The following is a 19,644-nucleotide window of genomic DNA, read 5'->3' as shown; positions in this document are numbered from 1 at the left end:
TTAAATCTCCTCTCCCATAGACAGCAAAGGTTTTGGATTGTTTTGAAAAATTTTCAGGTACTGCTTGGGCGTTAAGCCGATAAGTTTTTTAAAGAAATTCGAAAAATGACTCTGGTCACTGAAACCTGTTTGAAAAGCCACATCTAAGGGTGACATACCCTGTTCTAAAAGCTTTTTCGCGTTATTAATACGGATTGTAATGAGATAACTGTAGGGAGATATACCTTTCTGACGGGTAAACGAACGGAGTAAATGATATTTGCTGAGCTCTGTTAATTCGCTTAGTTTATCCAAAGTAATGGGTTGGGCATAATTTGACTCAAGATAAGCACAAGCAGTTTTTATCTCTGTAGTAGGTTCTTGTGAGAACGATTTAGGAATTGTATCGGAATATTCTTCGATTAATTGCTCGATGAGAAATAAAAACAGCTCTTCCTTGATAAAATCATTTTCTTCCTCGAAGATCATAAGATTGAGTTCCCGCAGGGAGGCAGCAAGCTCATTGTGATAAAGAACTGTCTGCTTAAAGTGAGGCAGACTGTCATTGCCTGTGATTTCCGCTGCAGTTCGCCTCATTATATTAGGCTCTATATTGATACATCTATAATCCAAGGCCTTGCCATCAACTTGTTCACAGGCATGAGTATCATGAGGATTGAATATAGTAATGTTTCCGGCGTTAAGAATATAATCCTGATTATTACAGGTCAGATAGCGTTTGCCCGACTCTATAAAGCCGAGGACATAATAATCGTGAAAGTGGTTTGGGAATTTTTGCATGATGCCTAGAAATTGGTAAGCCTCAATATTTAGATCCGTATCATAGCAAATGTTTCTGATCTCATTGACCATTTGTTATATAACTCCTTTAATTTATTTCTATCTAAGCATAACATTTTTATTGAGGCAGATCTTGTATGATATTGCTCAGCAAATCCCACTGGAACTTGAATTAATGGCTGTATTTCCGTCAATTAGCATAGATAATGGCAAAAAGAAAAGACTTCTGTGGTCAGCGTGATAGACCTTTCCAGAAATCTCTTTCGGTTATCTGCAGCCAGAGGCTTCCTTTATAAGGGAGCCTCTGGCTGTCAGATTAATACTCTTGAAATATTTCAGCTAAATCTATCTGTATGGATTTAGCGATCTCGGATTGTATTATATCAGTTTCGCAATAGATGTCGGGGCGGCCGAATTTTCCCCCTTTGTCCAATTTAAAAACTACGACAGTTTTCTGATCTGGGTAGATTATCCAATATTGATTTACCCCTGCTTTTTCATAGAGATAGAACTTATCCTTAATGTCTTTACGTAAGGTTGATGGGGATGTTACCTCAATGACGAGATCGGGACCGCCCACACACCCCAGGTTATCCAGCTTATTTCGATCGCAGATAATAACTAGATCAGGTTGTACAATAGTGAAAATATCGTCACTGTTTTTCTCCGGTTCTGGTAATCTTACATCAAAAGGGGCGCCAAAAACTTGGCAGGGACTGTCTTTAAGGGCGTTGTAAAATTGAGCTACGAGCGTAGTAACAATTTTCTGGTGCTGTGTCGATGGAGCAGGAGTTATATTATAAGGAATTCCGTTAATGAGTTCGCACTGTTCTTCTTTCGACCAACTTAGATAGTCTTTATACGTGAGTTTACGGTCAAGATTCTGTTCAGGGGAGCTCATTAAAGATCATCTCCTCACAAAGTTGGCTAAAGAGTGTATTTTTTATCAAGTTCCACATTTTCCCTTAATTTATCATAACATAGAGGTGATCTAGGGGCAAGGAAGCAGTGCACGGGTCAAGTAATTTTACCTGCAATTTTTCGCGAACACTCGTTCTCAAACCGTTCTCTTTGTGGTAAAGTAAGGATAACGGTGCGAGCTGCGAAGCAGCACGCAAAAGCGTGTTGCTTCCTCTTGAAGTTTATTTTCATTAGTAAGTTATTAACATATAGTAGGAAAATCCTATCAGGCAATACCTAACCAGTAGCCTGTACCTAGTCCTTGGAACCGAAATGGTAACATTAGGTTTAAGCCACGAAATTATTCAAGTGGGGCCTGGCAAAAGAACAAAAAAAACCGTCATCAGATGGCGGTTTTAATGTTAAGTATTATGGTTAATGATAGGATACAAGAGCTTTTCTAATCCTCAGATTGCATTTACAAATATCGGAATACTTAATAAAAAGCAACTTGATTTTGGAAAAGCTGATAATCATATAAACAAAAATTTGTCGAGCAGATAATTTGTATATAAGTAGAAAACCGGAGAATAAGAATAAGCATGAAGAACAGAACCTATATCGCAATTGATTTAAAATCCTTCTACGCTTCGGTCGAATGTGTGGAACGAAGGCTTGATCCGCTGACCACCAACCTTGTTGTCGCTGACGCAAGCCGCACAGAAAAAACCATCTGTCTGGCCGTCTCTCCCTCCCTCAAAGCATACGGCATTCCCGGTAGGGCGAGGCTGTTTGAAGTCATACAGAAGGTCAAGGAAGCAAATGCAGCACGGCTGCTCAAAGCCCCAGGACGAGCCTTTTCCGGCGTTTCCTGCAACGATACTGAATTGAAATCCTCACCAGATCTCTCGTTGGACTACATTGTTGCTACACCGAGGATGGCGTATTATATAGAGTACAGCACGCAAATTTACAATATCTATTTGAAATACATTGCGCCCGAAGATATTCATGTCTATTCTATTGACGAGGTATTCCTTGACGCCACCGATTATCTGAACACCTACAATCTTTCAGCCTGTGAGCTTACCACGAAAATGATTCTGGATGTACTCAAAACAACTGGCATTACAGCAACGGCGGGAATTGGCACAAACCTGTATCTTAGCAAAATCGCTATGGATATTCAGGCAAAGCACATCCCTGCTGATAACAACGGTATGCGGATTGCCGAGCTGAATGAAATGAGCTACCGTCGCTCCCTGTGGTCGCATCGGCCGCTAACAGACTTTTGGCGCGTTGGAAAAGGATACGCCAACAAGTTGGAGGAAAAAGGTCTCTTTACAATGGGAGATATTGCAAGATGCTCTTTAGGTAAACCTACCGATTACTATAACGAGGATTTACTGTATAAGCTGTTCGGCATCAACGCTGAGCTGCTGATCGACCATGCGTGGGGGTGGGAGCCCTGCACAATTGCCGATATTAAAGCGTATAAGCCAAGCACAAACAGTATTGGATCGGGGCAGGTGCTGCACTATGCCTATACTTTTGACAAAGCGAAGCTGATCGTACGGGAAATGACTGATTTGCTGGTGCTTGATCTGGTAGATAAAAGGCTTGTGAGCGACCAGCTTGTTTTGACGGTTGGATATGATATCGATAATCTAACAAATCCAGAGATAAAGAAATCATATCACGGGGCAATCACCACTGACCACTATGGACGCGCTGTTCCAAAATCCGCGCATGGGTCAGTAAATCTTGGCAGACAGACCTCCTCTACAAAGCTAATCATGGATGCCGTCACAGAGCTGTTTGAACGCATCGTTGACAAAAATCTTCTGATCAGAAGAGTCAACATCACAGCGAATCATGTCGTTGATGAGGCAACTGTTCACAAGACAAGCAACTTTGAACAGCTTGATCTCTTTACGGATTACGCGGCTGTGCAGGCGAAAAAAGAAGATGAAGAAGCTGAGCTTGCACGAGAAAAAAAGATGCAGCAAGCAATGCTGGAAATAAAAAAGAAATACGGCAAGAATGCCATTCTAAAGGGTATGAATCTGGAGGAAGGAGCTACCACTGTAGACCGGAACAGGCAGATTGGAGGGCACAAATCATGACGAAAACATATGATGACATCATTAATCTACCTCACCACGTCTCTACGACACACCCTCATATGACTGCTATTGACCGGGCAGCTCAGTTTTCCCCTTTCGCCGCACTGACCGGCTATGATACCGCCATCAAAGAAACCGCAAGGCTGACTGATGAAAGAGTAAAATTGGACGAATATATGAAAGACGCTTTGAGTGATAGGCTGCAAGTCATAGCAGATCGGATTAAAGAGTATCCCGAAATCGCAATTACCTATTTTCAGCCGGATGCGAAGAAGAATGGCGGCACCTATGTTACTGCTGTCAGTACGGCTAAAAAGATAGACGAATATGAACGGGTTATCGTTATGACCGATGGCACAGCGATTCCCATTGACGAAATAATCAGTATAGATGGGCAAATATTCGAATTTATGGAAATACGTTGAACCGATAGTAAAGGTTAGAACAGATAGTGAATACAATCACAGAAGACGTTAAAACCTCACCATATTGCTCCTAGTGGTTATCGTTACTATTCTCAAGAACAACTCAATCACTTTTTAGGTATTATGAGCAACTTGCAATTTAACAGGAAAGGAGCCATTGTGGGGATTGATGCTCCTAATTAATGCGTCAAACCTATTAGTTCTTAACGGTCAATCACTGAAGGGATTTCTTTCGTTGTTGAAAAGAACCTGGAAATTTGTTTAGACAACGTTTCGGCAGCCATTATAATAAAAAAATTAGGCCACTCATGAGTGGCCTTTACATCTAAAATTGAATCCCGCAAAGTTCCTCTAGAATTAATGGATACACGGCTCGAGATTAATCTTCAGCAAAGCTTTACTAATCTAATCCACAACCAGAGTAAAATCAAAATAGTTGGAGCACCTTACATCTGAGTAAACAGAACTATCAAGTAAGAATCTTGAAAAACTAAAAAAGTAAGGGAGTAAATACTTTGACCTAAACTAAAGGTAAATATTCAACAATTAAGTTTAAGTTAGAAACTAATCTAGACAAATCCTCCACTATTTCTTCGTGTTTTAAAAACCGACCTGACTCATACGAACTTGACTAACTGACCTGACTCATACGAACTTGACTAACTGACCTGACTCATACGAACTTGACTAACTGACCTGACTCATACGAACTTGACTGACTAACCTGACTTATACAGACCGACCTAACCAAGAGGAACTTTGCGGGAAAATTTTCTTTCTAAACAAAATAACCACCCTTTTAGGTGGTTCGATTCCTCGATTTCAGCATCGTCCTATCTGATTGCATTGCTGAAACCTTCGATGAATCGAAACTTCCCTAGCACGCTACCAACAAGTTTTTGCACTGAATCTTTGTTTAATAACTGATTATGAGATTATTATACTTAAATTCAGTTCCTTGTCAAGTATTGAAGTTAATAATATTTACAATCCTTGATACTAGCGTTTTAGGGGCTTGGCACGCATAAAAGAAACGGGAAAGAATAGAAGTAGTTGCCCATCATTAGCACCTTTCCCTTACCTCTAAGTTTCTGCTAATTCTTATTTTACGACGTATTATGTAAATATAAAAGTTTACCGGACCCTCAGTTGCCAAAAGGCCACGGCGCTGGCAGCAGCAACGTTCAGAGAGTCTACGTTATGGGACATGGGGATGCACGCGGTGTAATCGCAGTCAGCAATCGTGCAGGGCGCCAGTCCATTACCTTCTGAACCCAATACGATAGCAAGCTTTTCCTCTGCCATGAGTTGCGGATCGTCTATGCTGACAGCGTTATCATTTAAAGCCATGGCAACGGTCTTAAAGCCTAGCTTGCGCAGACTCTTCATGCCCTGCTGCGGCCACTGCGAGGGCTCGCTGCCAATACGGGCCCAAGGCACTTGGAAGATGGTACCCATGCTCACCCTCACCGCACGCCGGCACAGTGGGTCACAGCATGAGGGGGTAAGCAACACGGTATCGATGCCTAGCGCCGCAGCCGAGCGAAAAATGGCACCGACGTTGGTAGAGTCCGCAATACCTTCAAGCACAGCCACTCGACTTGCACCGGCACACGCCTCCTCAACGCTGGGTAGATGAGGACGCCGCATGGCACACAGCACACCGCGGGTCAGCTGAAAGCCAGTCAGCCCTGCTAGCAGGTTGCTATCGGCAGTATAGACGGGGACATCTCCGCAGCGGGTGATTATTCCGTGCGCCTGCCCTGCAATGTATTTGCGCTCCATCAAAAGTGAAATAGGCTCGCATCCAGCGTCGAGGGCAAGTCCAATTACCTTGGTACTCTCCGCAATAAAGAGGCCCATCTCCGGCTCCAACCGGTTGCGCAGCTGCGTTTCCGTCAGGCGAGCAAAGACATCCAAATTGGACGATGAAAAATCGCTTATCTCAATGATATTTGACATCTTATCTCCTTTTATGTTCGAGGTTAGTGGTAACATATCAACCTTAATTTTTTTGCAACATTACCGTAAGTAAGAATTACACCACCAGCAATATACTATATTATTAACTACACTATATTGCTTATAAGAAACCTCTTTCTACACTACGAAACAATATAAGAATAGCACTAAACCGCTGGCGAGGATAAGGATTTGACTCAGCAAGAGCTTGCCACTTTGCTGAAGGTAAGTCAAACAACCTATTCAAGATATGAAAGCGGTGTCCTTGATATTCCTAGTACCTCGCTTGTTGAACTTGCGGCTGGTCGTAGAATGGTGGATAGGGAAAAGTAAATTAGCTGTTTAAATGAAACAAATCAGGCCGCCTTGTGTTATGAGGCGGCCTGATCCCTGGAGCAGTCAGGGATAAGTTTCATCATATTGCCTGGAAGATTATGCCATAATAGTTCTAACAGGTTGTCGTGGGACGGTTAGCTAATATTATACTCACGGACTGTAAAATATGCAACCGGGTCACACACAAACTATTGGTATCGCTATATTTGGCACAGTTTGTGTTATAATATGGTAAATGTATAAGTTTTGGCAAATGAGGGGGTGTTCATAGTGGGTTTAACTGAACCTCAAGTAATTACGATCGCTGAATATAATAAACTCCGAGAGAATACCGAGAGTTATTTAGAATATATCGATGGCATAGTGTATATGGTACCATCTCCTTCGACGAAGCATCAAAGAATTTCCAGTAGATTACATGCAAAGTTATTCAATTTCCTTGAAGGAAAAGAATGCGAAGTCTTCCCAGCCCCCTTTGACATTGAGCTTAGGACAGCTGATGATGACCAAGGAGATCAGACTGAAAAGGCCAAGGTGGTCATTCCGGATTTATCGGTTATTTGTGATAAAACGAAACTAGGCGAAAATAAATATGTCGGTTCACCAGAACTGATTATTGAAATTTTATCTCCTTCAAATCAAGCTCATGATCTCGTTAAGAAACTTAATTTATATATGCAATATAGGGTTAATGAATATTGGATAGTTAATCCTTTTTTGAATACTGTACAGATCTATGGTTTGAATGAAGAAGGGCAATATCAGCAGGTAGAGGTATTGAAGGAAACAGGAGTAGCCCATTCAGATATTTTGAAAGGGTTTAGTATGGATCTTGAAGACTTATTTAAGTGAAGAGCAAAGGCATTATGAACGCAAGCACCCTCTGCCGGTTGGGAAGAGGATGCTTGATTCATTTAGGCAGGGGTAATATTCCAATAATACTTAAAAGATGCCGTCCCTCTGATCATAAGTATTAAACCGTTACGCATTCGTATGATACTGTCCTTTTTCAATTATCTGACTTATAATGATAGTAGTAACGATTAAAAGCAATCCAGAGCGATAGTAGGCTCTGGATTTTTATTTTATTGCCGTAAGCATGAAATAGAGGATAGTGGTGGAAATAGTAGGCGTTGAGAACCATGAATGGAGGAAGAGGATGAATTTTTGGCAACGCTTTAATCTGGACGCCGGCGAGGCTGACATCTCAGCTGTTTACCAAGGACATACAGACTGCTGTGGGCAGCGATTTTCCCAGCAGCAAAATCGAATCCCCGGTGGCAGCCAAAGAATCCTTTTTCGCCGTTTATGGAGGTTTATTCTTCTTGGGCATTTTTCGGGGGGACGTCTGTATAAACGGTTGAAGAAATATAACCTCAAAAATTACAATTTCAAGTTCAATAAACAAAGGCATCAGGACAGCAAATCGTGATGTCTTTGTTTTTATATACAGATCAAAAACGAAGTGAGTTTCAGGTGTCGAATGTAAAATACCCGACTTGCTCAAATAAGACCATTTGTATGATCGTTGTTTTTAAACATAACATGGGGAATAAATCCAGCATATTGGCAAAACCTATCAGTGATTTCACGAAGTACTTGACCAGGATTTACAATTTAAGAAAATTGTTTTAATAGAAACCAGATACAATAGGTTAATGATATTATCTTTATCGCACCCTGTATTGTTGCAGAGAAATACAATATTTCATGCATAACTGTGTAACAGAAAGGAAGAAGAAAGTGGGTAAATTAACCAAAATGGCTGTCAGGAATTCCTTTGCGGTAATTCTCATCATCATTTTGTTGTTGGGTGGCGGTATTTACTCCGCGAAAAACATGCAAATGGAAACAATGCCTAATATCAGTATTCCAATGATTACGATTTCCACATTGTATCCTGGTGGAACGCCGGAAGAGGTGGACAGCGATATTTCTTTGCCCTTACAAAAAGCGCTTTCCGGTATTCAAGGGGTTACCGACATCAAAACTATTTCCAACCAGAATATCTCCTTCGTGGTAATGGAATTTGATTATTCAGCTAATCTGGATGATGCTGAGAAACAAGTACAGGACGCGGTCAACAAATTCACTCTGCCATCCGGTGCCGAACAACCGGATGTGAACCGGGTTAGCTTTGGCAGTTTTCCGGCCATGACGTATACGGTGCAAAGCAGCATGAGTTCAGATCAGCTAAACCAGTTTATTAATGTCAAGCTTCAGCCTAAAGTTAGTGGCGTAAGTGGTGTCTCTAACGTTGCCATTGAAGGCAGCAGCGTCAAACAAATAAGTATCCGGGTCAACAACGACGAGCTGAGCAACAATAATCTCACCCTGCAAGATGTGCAAAAGGCTTTGACGGCCAACAATGTGACCATTCCAGCAGGTCAGTTCAACCAGGGTCAACAAACCCTTACTGTAAGCATTGACAACAAGCTGCAGAGCATCAGCGATTTGCAGGCAATTCCTCTAATTGTGTTACCTAATGCCACCCAAAGCATCGGCGATGCTATGAACCAGATTACCCAAGGTATGCAAAATCTGGCTGGAAGCGTTGGTCAGATAAGTGGAGCGGTAGGGGATTTGGGTAAGTCCGTAGGAGGAATGGGACAAGATCTAGGCCAGTTAGGTAGTTTGGTAGGCGGCAATGTCCAGGCAATGGCCATGCTAAATGTTATTCAAAAAGCCGAGGCGGCAATCATCAGCCAACAGCAGGTGTTAGCCAATCCTGGGTCCACGCCAGTTGCTAAAAAGCAAGCCCAGGCAGCTATCCAAAAGGCCCAGGCGACTTTGCAGGGGGCCCAAAGCGAGTTAGATACACTGCTGGCAGATCAGGCGGCAAAGGGCAAAGCTTTAGCCGGCACGAAGCCTCAGGTTCAGGCACCTGTTGGTGAAGCGAAAAAGCCAGGACCTATGTCAGCTGTCAAAGCACCATCAACTGTCTCCCCGAGCATCAAAGTTGTATTTTTAAAGGATGTGGCCACTGTTAGCGAAAGCAATGCCCCTGTCGACCTGTATACCCGCAGCAGCGGCAAGCCTGGGGTTGTGTTAAACATATATAAAACCGATAATGCCAATACTGTAATACTCTCGCAAAATGTATCCAGTGCTTTGGCCGACTTGGCTCAGTCTAATTCCCAAGTAACCTTTACCAAAATCAATGATTCAGCGGATGCGGTCAAAACCTCAGTGAACGGCATGCTGAGGGAAGGGCTATTAGGAGCGTTATTTGCCATTATAGTAATTGCGTTGTTCCTGCGGGACGTCAGGGCTACAGTAATTGCGGTAATTTCAATTCCTTTGTCGATTCTCATTACACTCATTTTTTTGCCTCGCTTTGCCTTTACCTTAAATACGATGACATTAGGGGGCATCGCCGTAGCCATTGGGCGAATCGTGGATGATTCCATCGTGGTGATTGAAAATATCTACCGGCATAAGCAGCAGGGCCTTGCCCCGGGCCGGGAAATGGTAGAAAACGCTGCCGGGGAGGTAGCAAGGGCTATTACTTCTTCGACTATCACAACGGTAGCGGTATTTCTGCCCTTAGGTATGGTTACCGGGATAGTAGGCAAGTTGTTTGTACCCTTTGCCTATACTATTGTGATCTCGATTTTAGCTTCTCTCCTGGTTGCGCTCACCGTAGTTCCAGCGTTGGCTCGGCTCATGATTTTACGCCGGCCGGTTAAGCATCAAGCTAAAGCCAGCAAGTTTACATCAGGCTATGGCAACATTCTAAAGTCAGCGTTAAACCATAAATTCATCGTCCTGCTGGGAGCCGTGATAATCTTATTGGGATCCTTTGTGCTGCTTAAACAGGTGGGGATTCAGTTTTTGCCTTCCGATACGACCAGCGTACTGCAAGGTAGTCTGACCATGCCGCCGGGAACCTCCTTGAGCCAAACCAATGCTAAAGCCGAACAGTTTGAACAATATCTGGACAGCAACCCTAATGTCAAAACTGTCGTATCGGTTATTGGTAACAATACTGCCACTAATAAAACTCCTGGTGCCATGCAGCAGGATAATCAAGGCAGCTTTACCATTGTGCTCAAAGATGGTATTAATAAGGATCCGGCAGCTCAAGCTATTATCGCCAAGGCTAAGCAGTTGCAGACCGGCGGGGAGGCTTTGGTCGTTAAAACCCAAAGCAGTACCGGGCAAAAGGATAATTTTGAATTAACAGTAAATGGCAATAACATGGATGATATCACCAAAGCCACCAGTATAATTATGCAGACCTTGGCTAAGGACCAAAGTCTCGAAAACCTGGCGAATAATTTAGCTCAGAAGAAACCGGAAATTTCAATAAAGATTGACGCCGGCAAAGCAGCCCAAAATGGCCTTACCCCAATAGCGGCAGCCGGGTTGATGCGCAATATCTTAAGTAACAATTATGTTATGACCCTAACACAAGGCACCCAGAACACAGATGTGATGTTAGGTTTTGCCGGCAACGACATCAATAGCGTATCTGCTTTAGAGAATATTCAGGTGAATGGTGCTAACGGCCCTGTGCAGCTCAAGGACATTTCAACTATTCAACAGGTCAATGGAGCGGTGAGTATCTCTGAGTTGGATGGCAATCAGTACGCTGATATTACAGCGGATATCAATGGCAACGATACCCAGAAGGTAGCCAATGACGCCCTGAAATTAGTAGATGGAATCAAAGAGCAATTGCCAAAAGGGGTAACGTACTCCCTGACAGGGACCACCAGCGACATCGCCAGTGGCTTTGGACAAATGGGACTGGCGATGTTGGCAGCAGTATTACTGGTCTATATTGTGATGGTAATGGCCTTTGGTGAAGGGCTAACCCCTCTAGCAATATTGTTCTCACTGCCCTTCGCTGCAACAGGTGCCTTGATTGCCTTGTACCTTACCGCTCAACCCCTGACTATGTCAGGACTAATCGGAATGTTGATGCTAATTGGTATCGTTGTGACCAATGCCATCGTGCTGTTAGACCGGGTGAAGAGCAACCGCAAACAAGGCATGGCACTTCAGGAAGCACTGATTGAGGCCGGTTCGGTGCGGCTGCGGCCAATTGTCATGACCGCCTTGGCTACGATTATGGCTACACTGCCTCTGGCCTTAGGGTTTTCTGAGGGTACTATCATGTCTCAGGGTATGGGTATTGTGGTGATTGGCGGCTTAACTCTGTCGACAATTCTGACCCTGGTCATTGTGCCGATTATATTCAGTTTATTGGAAACAGCTAAAGAAAAGCTATTTCCACAGCCCCATTGAATAGAGCAGATACCGCGATGATAATGACAGGAACAATATAGATATATACACTCGTTTTTACAGTTCCTAGAATACTAACAGACCAATTCTAACTGACCAAGCACACTGCGGAAGCCCCTAAACCTAAAAGACGCACACAAGGTCGCCATTAAGTCGACTTTGGTGTGTTACTTTTTTTATTAATCTTATAACCGTCTGAGCTGCTTTTTTCATTAGCTTTTCTTATGATGTCGGAATAAAATGTATAAAAATTTATATAAAATCAACCAACTTATAGTAATAGCTCTTGATTTTATATAAATTTTTATATAAAATATACTAAATTAACATAAAAGGAGTGAGAGAAATGAGGTACACACAATTAGATACTCCCACACTTCTTATTGACCGTGAGATTTTGGTAGAGAATCTGAAATATATGCAATCCTATGCCGATATTAACAGCGTTGCTTTGCGGCCGCATACCAAAACACATAAAATGCCATTTGTTGCCAATATGCAGATAGAAACTGGCGCATCTGGCATCACTGTGGCTAAGGTTGGCGAAGCGGAAGTAATGGCGGCTAACGGCATAAAGGATATTTTTATTGCCAATGAAATTGTGGGCTGCTCTAAACTGGAGCGAATACGCAAATTGGCGGAAACAGTGGAAATTTCTTTTGGTGTGGATACTCCTTGCCAGGTGGAAGCTGTGGAAGAGGTTTTCGCCTCGGCTGTCAATCCCGCTGAGATACTTATTGAGATTGAAGTAGGAGAAAACCGTTCTGGAATCATTGAAGAAGCAGATTTTATTGTTTTGCTTGATACAATCAAGGCGTGTCCCCATGTTCATTTCAAGGGCATTTTTTCTCATGATGGGAATAGCTATAGCGCTGACAATCTGGAAGAGTGTCGGCAAATCTCCCTTGCAGCGCAGCGGCGAACACTTCATTTTGCACAGCTAGCCAGAGAAAATGGGTTAAGTCCTGCAATAGTCAGTATAGGCTCTACTCCTTCTCAAATGAATCACTTTGAAATACTTGAAGGTGTTACAGAGATTCGTCCGGGGACATATGCGTTGATGGATGCTTCTCAGGGAAATGCTTTCGGTACCTTAAACCGCTGTGCCGCTACTGTTTTGGCTTCAGTCATCAGCCGGCCTACGTCAGAACGGGTGATTCTGGATGTTGGTGCAAAGGGCATCACGATGCAGGAGCGTAACGAAGGAATCTGTGCTGTACCTGGTAAGGGCATCATTAAGGAGTACCCCGATGTCCATATCGCAAACGTCTACGATGAACACGCTATCATATATAATAAAGATTTTCGAGACCAAATTCGTGTCGGCGACAAAGTACGGATTATTCCTGTCCATATCTGCCCGGTTTGCAATCTATACGATTATGCGGTACTAATTTCAGGAGATGAAGCAGTAGAGGAAATTCCGATTCTCTGTCGGGGGAAGCTGCAGTAATAAATATAAGTAAAAATTTAAGTAAATGTTATGGGAGAAATAAAAATGCATCCAATCTTAAAATCATATATTTCAGTTGCTGATATGATTACGCAGACATTCGGGAGAAACTGTGAAGTGGCTATCCATGATTTGACACAACCGGAAAGGTCAGTGGTATATGTTTCAAACGGTACTGTAACTGGAAGAAAAGTAGGTCAGTCATTTGACTATCTCATTTCACAAGTTTTGCTAAGTAAAAAATTCAAAGATGATTACACAGCAAATTATGTATTTGAAGCTGCGAATGGCAAGAAGATCAAGTCGTCATCTTCTCTAATCCGTAATTCAGAAGGTGATGTTGTAGGAATGCTGTGCATCAACTACGACTTGACACTATCTTATCTGATAAAGGAAGAAGTTATCGGTTTTCTACCAGAATCTAACCAGGATAAAATGACTGCTGACGATGATATTCCTAATCAGGATGTGATGACTATCATAGATGACCTAATTGACAATATCATAGGGAATAGAGATGTGGGCAGCCTAAAAAGAAAAGATAATATAGATATTATACGTTTCATGGATGTAAAGGGAGTATTCCTAGTAAAGGGTGCTATTGATAAAGTTGCTGAAAGCTTGAACTTATCTAAAGTTACGATTTACAGTTATTTAGATGAAGTTAGAGGTAAGAGATAAAATTACTATTTTTGATACGACAGGCAGGTAATTCAGGATGCAGCTGCAGCTTAAGTATTTAGCTTTTTTGCGTCCCAATAAAACACTTGGATAAATTTTTTCGAATTGATTCGGGCATGGGATTGACCACTATCTTGTCCATTCTTTAGCTCAAGCATCTTTTTTCGGATTTGGTCGAAATCAAAATACTTTGAAGCATATTCTTCAAATTTGGGATTAGAGTAATCTGTAAGTCCCAAGGAGGCAATATGAACTAAGGCATGGTAGATCGATCTGCGGACTCTTTGTTCAGTGGCCTTTATTTCCTTTTGAAGAGTTACAGGATCATTTTTCAGACCGAGCTTTTGTTTTCCTGCATTCGAGAAAATTTCCTTGAGAGATGGGAAAGTGTATTCGTTTCCCGCAATTTTTTCATGTTCATACAAATATTTAAGTATGGATAAAAGGTCCTGTCCACCGCTTTCCCCGCCAATTCCCAATTCTGATAAAAGGAAACGTCCAGAATCGTTAATAGACTTGACCTGATAAGGGCTATAAAGCGGGTTTGCGAAATTATCATTAAGATTACTAAGAGTTTTCTTAATATGTTGGATAGATTGATCGACCAGTATACGTTCGCTCACTTTCTTTAAAACACTCATAACTTCGTTCCGATTCAGAGGTTTAGTAATATAATACTCAATTCCGCAGGTATAGGCTTCCCCAATCATCTCTTTGAAATCGCATTGGGAAATCATAATAATTTTGCCCTTAAATACCTCTTGAAGACTTCTTGCAGTTTGAATTCCATCCAGGTGAGGCATTAGAAGATCTAGAATTAAGATGTCAACCTTTTTCGTCTCAAGAAGTTTTGCATTGATTTCCGAACCGTCACGAGCTTCCCCTACGATCTCATTTGCTAAGTCTTCTTCAATAATTTCTGTTAGCATGGCGCGAAAAGCGATATCGTCATCCACAATAAAATAGCGCATTTTCTTTATCCTCTTTCCATTAAGGCTTTGATGGGTACGCGCACAAGGAAACAGGTTGAATGTAATGAAGGCTCATTTAATAATTGAATTGTTCCCCCAAGGCTTTCAGTAATATCTTTAATATACGATAAGCCAATACCCGTGGAAGGTCGTCCGGAAATATCAAACTTTGTTGTAAACCCATACTCAAAAATGGCGCTCTGGATTTTTGCGGGGATACCGGGGCCATTGTCACAAACTTTAAATTCAACATCGTCTTGGCAGCGGGTAATGAATATTAACACTCTTCCAGCATCCATTATAGCTTCCACCGCATTACTTACCAAATTATTAAGAATAGAAAAAACAGTATAGGTATAATAACTCGGGTGCTCGCCTTGAATGCAAATTTTAAAATCTAAGTTTTTCCCTATTAACTGTGCATATTTTTGATTAGTTTCTTGAATTATAGTGCCTAGATCATTAACATTTATATAATCGGTAAAATTTTTATCGGAAATGATTTTGGATAACCCAGCATAAATACGTTGGTTATCCTTTTTGATTTCGTGAATTTCGCCCGCAAGTTTTAGGGCAGTTTGAGCGAATGCCTGATTTTGAGGGATTTGCGTATCGGTGAGATGACGATATAGAGTATAACAGGCTCGGGTAGCCTCTTCTGAGTTTTTAATCGATTTCTTAAGTTGAATTGTTTCGACAAATAAGTTTGAAATTTCAACAAGCATGTCATCAATACGTTGCTGTTGTTGCTCTTCTAATAATTGGGCTTCCCGTATTGCAAAGATACTATAAAATCCGAGCACTAAAAAGCTCCGAATAATCGCGATGGGTGCAAGTGTAACCAAGAGTCCATCAGGAATGCTCATTCCTATTAAAAAATGCCTAACTAAAATTTGCGCAAGGCTTGCCAAAATCTCAGCACAAGCAGCTAATATTCCAATGAGGAGCGGCTTATCTGAAAAACGCTTAATTCGAAAAAGAAAAAAAAACGCGCCATATGTTAAATAGTAGAATAACGCATCAATATTAGAAATTAGTGCATAGTTCAAACTTCCTATCTTGGAAGTAGTAATTCCAAGTAATAAACGGAAGCAAGATACAGAGATGCCGACTAATAATCCCGCAACAAGCGGGTTTATTTTTTTCTTTAATAACAAAAAAAAGAAAAACGTCGGTGTTCCTAAGCTAACTCGGAAGCTATCGTCAAAGGGATATATTCGATACTGACCAGCAATAGGAACAATTAGCATCATAAAAGCCAAGGTCGGAAATCGCTTCTGCAAATTAAGCTTAGGCATCTTGAATCCTTTCAATTCAAAAAATTTACATTTTATATTAATTATTAGTGCAATCACTCCTGATGTCAAGATATATTTCTACAAAATAAGCTAAAGTTCCTCAAAATTCCTTAAAATTCATATTAATGCATATAATTTTGCCCCCCGTTTACAATTTCAGGTTTTCAAGTGGCAAGGGCTTTTTCTAAAAAAATTGACTTGTTCAGTGTAACTTTTTGTAGTTTTTTGTATTTTGCCATAGATTAAAACTTATGATTATTCTGATAAATAAAAATAAAGAGTATTAATGCGAATTAATGGAAAGAAAGGGCGTCTAGGTGATCGGAAAGGAGACAGATGCCAAAGACTTTTTAATTCAAAAACGTTAAGGAAACAATGGAGGAATAGAAATGTCAATAACTGAAAAAAGAGTAGAAAAGGATTTTCTCGGCAGCAAGGAAGTACCTAGTGATGCCTATTACGGAATCCAAACTTTACGTGCGACAGAAAACTTCCCGATCACAGGCTATCGTATTCATGAAGACTTGATCAAGGCGATGGCCATTGTTAAAAAGGCAGCAGCTAAAGCCAATATGGAAGTTAAACATCTCAACCCACGTCTGGGTGAAGTTATTTGTAGTGCCGCGGACGAGATCATCCAAGGTCAATGGCATGAGCAATTTATTGTTGATCCGGTCCAAGGTGGCGCAGGTACTTCAATCAATATGAACACGAATGAAGTCATCGCCAATCGCGCTATCGAAATTCTCGGCGAGAACAAAGGAAACTATTCAGTTATTAGTCCGAACACGCATGTTAATATGGCTCAATCGACGAATGATTCCTTTCCAACAGCAGTGCACATTGCTATCCTCACTGGACTTGAGAGGCTCATAAATACGATGGAAGAAGTTTATGGCACGTTTGTGAATAAAGCGAAAGAATTTGAAAGTGTTATCAAAATGGGACGCACGCACTTACAAGATGCTGTTCCTATTCGATTGGGTCAAGAGTTCGAAGCGTATAGTCGAGTCTTTAAAAGGGATATTGACCGCATCAAGGCTACACGTAACCATCTTTATGAAGTTAATATGGGAGCAACTGCCGTTGGTACGGGACTAAATGCCGATGAGAAATACATCAAAATAGTAGTTCAACTTTTAGCGAATCTAAGTGGATTTCCCTTGGTTAATGCTGAGAATCTCGTTGATGCAACCCAAAACACGGATGAATACACTGAAGTTTCTGCTGCCTTGAAGGTTTGCATGATTAATCTCTCAAAGATTTGCAACGATATTCGTCTCATGGCTTCCGGTCCACGTGCTGGATTGAGTGAGCTCAATCTACCTGCTCGTCAGCCCGGTTCATCCATCATGCCCGGGAAAGTCAATCCGGTTATGTTTGAGGTTGTTAATCAAGTTGCTTTTCAGGTAATCGGAAATGATCAAACGATCTGTTTTGCATCGGAGGCTGGTCAATTTGAATTAAATGTCATGGAGCCAGTGTTGGTCTTTAATTTGCTGCAGTCTCTGACCATTATGAACCAAGCCTTAAATGTCTTTAAAAAATATGGATTAGCAGGAATCACAGTCAATGTCGATCGTTGTAGAGATTATGTCAACAGAAGTGTCGGCGTAATAACAGCACTTAACCCGCATCTCGGCTATGAGGCAGCGGCCCGAATTGCTCGCGAAGCTATCGAAACGGGTAAGCCAGTACGAGAACTTTGTTTGGAACAGGGAGTTCTGTCCAAAGAAGAATTGGACATTATTCTTAATCCCTACGAAATGACGCATCCGGGTATCGCTGGCGCAGAACTATTAAATAAAGATGGCTCAAAAACGGCCTAAATCAGTTGCCGAACCGTTTGAGCGATCTTCAGGAAGGAGAGACACAAAACCCGTTAAAGGGTAAGAAGAAATGAAGATAATTAATGTGAATGAAATTATAGAAGCTGTAGAAAAAATGTGTATTGAAGCTAACTATGACCTTGGAAATGATGTAATGCTCAGTTTTCAGCGGGCCTTAAAATCGGAAACATCTCCCTCAGGACGGGAAGTCCTTGAGCGTCTAATCGAAAATGCTTCGATTGCTCATGAAGAGCGGGTGCCAATGTGTCAAGATACAGGAATGACCATCATTTTTGTTGAAGTTGGCCAGGATTTGCATATTGAGGGCGGAATGCTTACAGATGCACTGAATGAAGGGGTACGTCGTGGCTATAAAAAGGGGTATCTCCGTAAATCGGTGGTCAATGATCCATTTGAACGGGTAAACACCGAGGATAATACTCCCGCTATTATTCATTATGATTTTGTATCTGGGGATGAGCTTCATATTACGGTTGCTCCAAAAGGTGCGGGTAGTGAAAACATGGGGGCTTTAAAAATGTGTAAGCCTTCCGATGGATTAGAAGGGGTCATGCAATTCGTCGTGGATACTGTGGAAAGGGCAGGGGGGAATCCTTGTCCACCGATTATAGTGGGCGTCGGTGTGGGTGGCATAATGGAAAAAGCGAGTTATTTAGCGAAAAAAGCACTTCTCCGCGAAGTAGGCGTTCATAATAAGGAAGAGCGCTTAGCGAAAATCGAAGAGAAATTATTGGAGCGAATCAACAAACTGGGGATTGGGCCTCAAGGCTATGGGGGAACAAACACGGCATTAGCGGTTAACTTGGAAGTTTACCCGACTCATATTGCTATGTTGCCGGTCGCCGTCAATATCAACTGTCATGCAGCCCGCCATAAGGAGATAATACTGAAGGGGAGGGAATATTAATGACGGAGGTCGTTCGTATTGAAACCCCACTGACCCATGAAAAAGCAGCTCAGCTTAAATCCGGCGATAATGTTCTACTAAGCGGTGTCATCTATACCGGACGGGATGCCGCTCATAAAAAAATGGTGGAAGCATTGGCTCGTGGGGAAGAACTTCCATTTAACGTAAAAGACCAGATTATCTTTTTCGTTGGGCCTACTCCGCCGAAACCGGGTCAAGTGATCGGTTCGGCGGGACCCACAACAAGTTATCGGATGGATGCGTATTCCCCAACGTTAATTGAACGGGGCTTGACAGGAATGATCGGTAAAGGCTTGCGTTCTGCAGAAGTCGTTGATGCCATGAAAAGATATGGTGCGGTATATTTCGGCGCAATTGGTGGTTTAGGTGCTCTTTTAGCGAAACGAATTGTTGCTGCGGAAGTTATTGCTTATCCGGAACTTGGTCCGGAAGCTGTGCGGCGCCTTGAAGTCAAGGATTTTCCGATAATGGTCATTATCGATCAAGAGGGGAACAACCTCTATGAGATAGGAAAGGCGAAGTATCGTACTATCTAAAAAGATTATTTTTGGTAATATTTATCTATTTGTACATCGATTCACGCCAATTTGGTCGAATGGGACAGGCTCTTTTCATGAAACTGCATAACTCCTGTTAATGATAGACGGATAGAGTAGACGACTTAACTATTTTCTAGAGGAG

The 19,644-nt window shown here is 41.8% G+C and carries 16 protein-coding genes and 1 pseudogene; 12 read left to right on the top strand and 5 right to left on the bottom strand.

Annotated elements, in window-relative coordinates; genetic code table 11:
• A complete protein-coding gene (locus DEAC_RS15655; RefSeq protein ID WP_047811015.1) occupies positions 1 to 852 on the bottom strand; it encodes a helix-turn-helix domain-containing protein in 852 nt (283 codons plus the stop codon).
• Positions 853 to 1,096: 244 nt separating this feature from the next.
• Positions 1,097 to 1,681 (bottom strand): Uma2 family endonuclease, encoded by a 585-nt coding sequence (locus DEAC_RS15650; protein ID WP_047811014.1) that lies wholly within the window; start codon positions 1,679 to 1,681, stop codon positions 1,097 to 1,099.
• A 601-nt stretch (positions 1,682 to 2,282) separates the two neighbouring features.
• Here DEAC_RS15650 and DEAC_RS15645 point away from each other — a divergent pair.
• The 3 genes and pseudogenes from DEAC_RS15645 to DEAC_RS23330 all read left to right on the top strand — a co-directional run.
• Entirely contained in the window at positions 2,283 to 3,806 is a 1,524-nt protein-coding gene (locus DEAC_RS15645; RefSeq protein ID WP_047811013.1) for a Y-family DNA polymerase, read from the top strand.
• On the top strand, positions 3,803 to 4,231 hold the full coding sequence (locus DEAC_RS15640) for a hypothetical protein (RefSeq protein WP_047811012.1): 429 nt from the start codon (positions 3,803 to 3,805) through the stop codon (positions 4,229 to 4,231). The genes DEAC_RS15645 and DEAC_RS15640 overlap by 4 nt, the downstream gene beginning before the upstream one ends.
• A 48-nt stretch (positions 4,232 to 4,279) precedes the next feature.
• Positions 4,280 to 4,381 (top strand): annotated as a pseudogene (locus DEAC_RS23330) (IS607 family transposase); the annotation flags it as partial.
• A 984-nt stretch (positions 4,382 to 5,365) separates the two neighbouring features.
• Here the strand turns inward: DEAC_RS23330 and DEAC_RS15635 are convergent.
• Positions 5,366 to 6,193: a TrmH family RNA methyltransferase gene (locus DEAC_RS15635; protein ID WP_047811011.1), complete on the bottom strand. Its 828-nt coding sequence runs from the start codon at positions 6,191 to 6,193 to the stop codon at positions 5,366 to 5,368.
• A 192-nt stretch (positions 6,194 to 6,385) separates the two neighbouring features.
• Here DEAC_RS15635 and DEAC_RS22855 point away from each other — a divergent pair, with 192 nt between their 5' ends.
• The 6 genes from DEAC_RS22855 (at position 6,386) to DEAC_RS15610 (ending at position 13,916) form a co-directional block, all read left to right on the top strand.
• Positions 6,386 to 6,526: a helix-turn-helix domain-containing protein gene (locus DEAC_RS22855; protein ID WP_083996213.1), complete on the top strand. Its 141-nt coding sequence runs from the start codon at positions 6,386 to 6,388 to the stop codon at positions 6,524 to 6,526.
• Positions 6,527 to 6,799: 273 nt separating this feature from the next.
• Positions 6,800 to 7,381 (top strand): Uma2 family endonuclease, encoded by a 582-nt coding sequence (locus DEAC_RS15630; RefSeq protein WP_047811010.1) that lies wholly within the window; start codon positions 6,800 to 6,802, stop codon positions 7,379 to 7,381.
• Between the two features lie 307 nt (positions 7,382 to 7,688).
• Entirely contained in the window at positions 7,689 to 7,961 is a 273-nt protein-coding gene (locus tag DEAC_RS15625; RefSeq protein WP_047811009.1) for a hypothetical protein, read from the top strand.
• Positions 7,962 to 8,272: 311 nt separating this feature from the next.
• Positions 8,273 to 11,782 carry an efflux RND transporter permease subunit gene (locus tag DEAC_RS15620; protein WP_047811008.1) on the top strand — a complete coding sequence of 1,170 codons (3,510 nt, stop codon included), beginning with the start codon at positions 8,273 to 8,275 and terminating at the stop codon, positions 11,780 to 11,782.
• 346 nt (positions 11,783 to 12,128) lie between these two features.
• On the top strand, positions 12,129 to 13,235 hold the full coding sequence (locus DEAC_RS15615) for an alanine racemase (RefSeq protein WP_047811007.1): 1,107 nt from the start codon (positions 12,129 to 12,131) through the stop codon (positions 13,233 to 13,235).
• Positions 13,236 to 13,265: 30 nt separating this feature from the next.
• A complete protein-coding gene (locus tag DEAC_RS15610; protein ID WP_047811006.1) occupies positions 13,266 to 13,916 on the top strand; it encodes a helix-turn-helix transcriptional regulator in 651 nt (216 codons plus the stop codon).
• 50 nt (positions 13,917 to 13,966) lie between these two features.
• On the opposite strand, the gene DEAC_RS15605 is transcribed toward DEAC_RS15610, so the two are convergent.
• Positions 13,967 to 14,887 (bottom strand): response regulator, encoded by a 921-nt coding sequence (locus tag DEAC_RS15605; protein WP_047811005.1) that lies wholly within the window; start codon positions 14,885 to 14,887, stop codon positions 13,967 to 13,969.
• A 5-nt stretch (positions 14,888 to 14,892) separates the two neighbouring features.
• The gene (locus tag DEAC_RS15600) at positions 14,893 to 16,140 is read right to left on the bottom strand and encodes an ATP-binding protein (RefSeq protein WP_152671420.1); all 1,248 of its coding nucleotides are present in this window, start codon (positions 16,138 to 16,140) and stop codon (positions 14,893 to 14,895) included.
• A 434-nt stretch (positions 16,141 to 16,574) separates the two neighbouring features.
• On the opposite strand from DEAC_RS15600, the gene aspA reads away from it, so the two are divergent.
• The 3 genes from aspA (at position 16,575) to DEAC_RS15585 (ending at position 19,499) form a co-directional block, all read left to right on the top strand.
• On the top strand, positions 16,575 to 18,014 hold the full coding sequence (aspA, locus tag DEAC_RS15595; RefSeq protein ID WP_047811004.1) for an aspartate ammonia-lyase: 1,440 nt from the start codon (positions 16,575 to 16,577) through the stop codon (positions 18,012 to 18,014).
• A gap of 70 nt (positions 18,015 to 18,084) precedes the next feature.
• Positions 18,085 to 18,942 (top strand): fumarate hydratase, encoded by an 858-nt coding sequence (locus DEAC_RS15590; protein ID WP_047811003.1) that lies wholly within the window; start codon positions 18,085 to 18,087, stop codon positions 18,940 to 18,942.
• Positions 18,942 to 19,499: a Fe-S-containing hydro-lyase gene (locus DEAC_RS15585; protein WP_047811002.1), complete on the top strand. Its 558-nt coding sequence runs from the start codon at positions 18,942 to 18,944 to the stop codon at positions 19,497 to 19,499. The genes DEAC_RS15590 and DEAC_RS15585 overlap by 1 nt, the downstream gene beginning before the upstream one ends.
• Positions 19,500 to 19,644 lie beyond the last annotated feature (145 nt).

The organism is Desulfosporosinus acididurans (genome assembly GCF_001029285.1).
Classification (GTDB): Bacteria; Bacillota; Desulfitobacteriia; order Desulfitobacteriales; family Desulfitobacteriaceae; genus Desulfosporosinus; species Desulfosporosinus acididurans.
The sequence above is the reverse complement of the archived record's forward strand: the minus strand, read 5'-3'. Positions and strand labels throughout refer to the sequence as shown.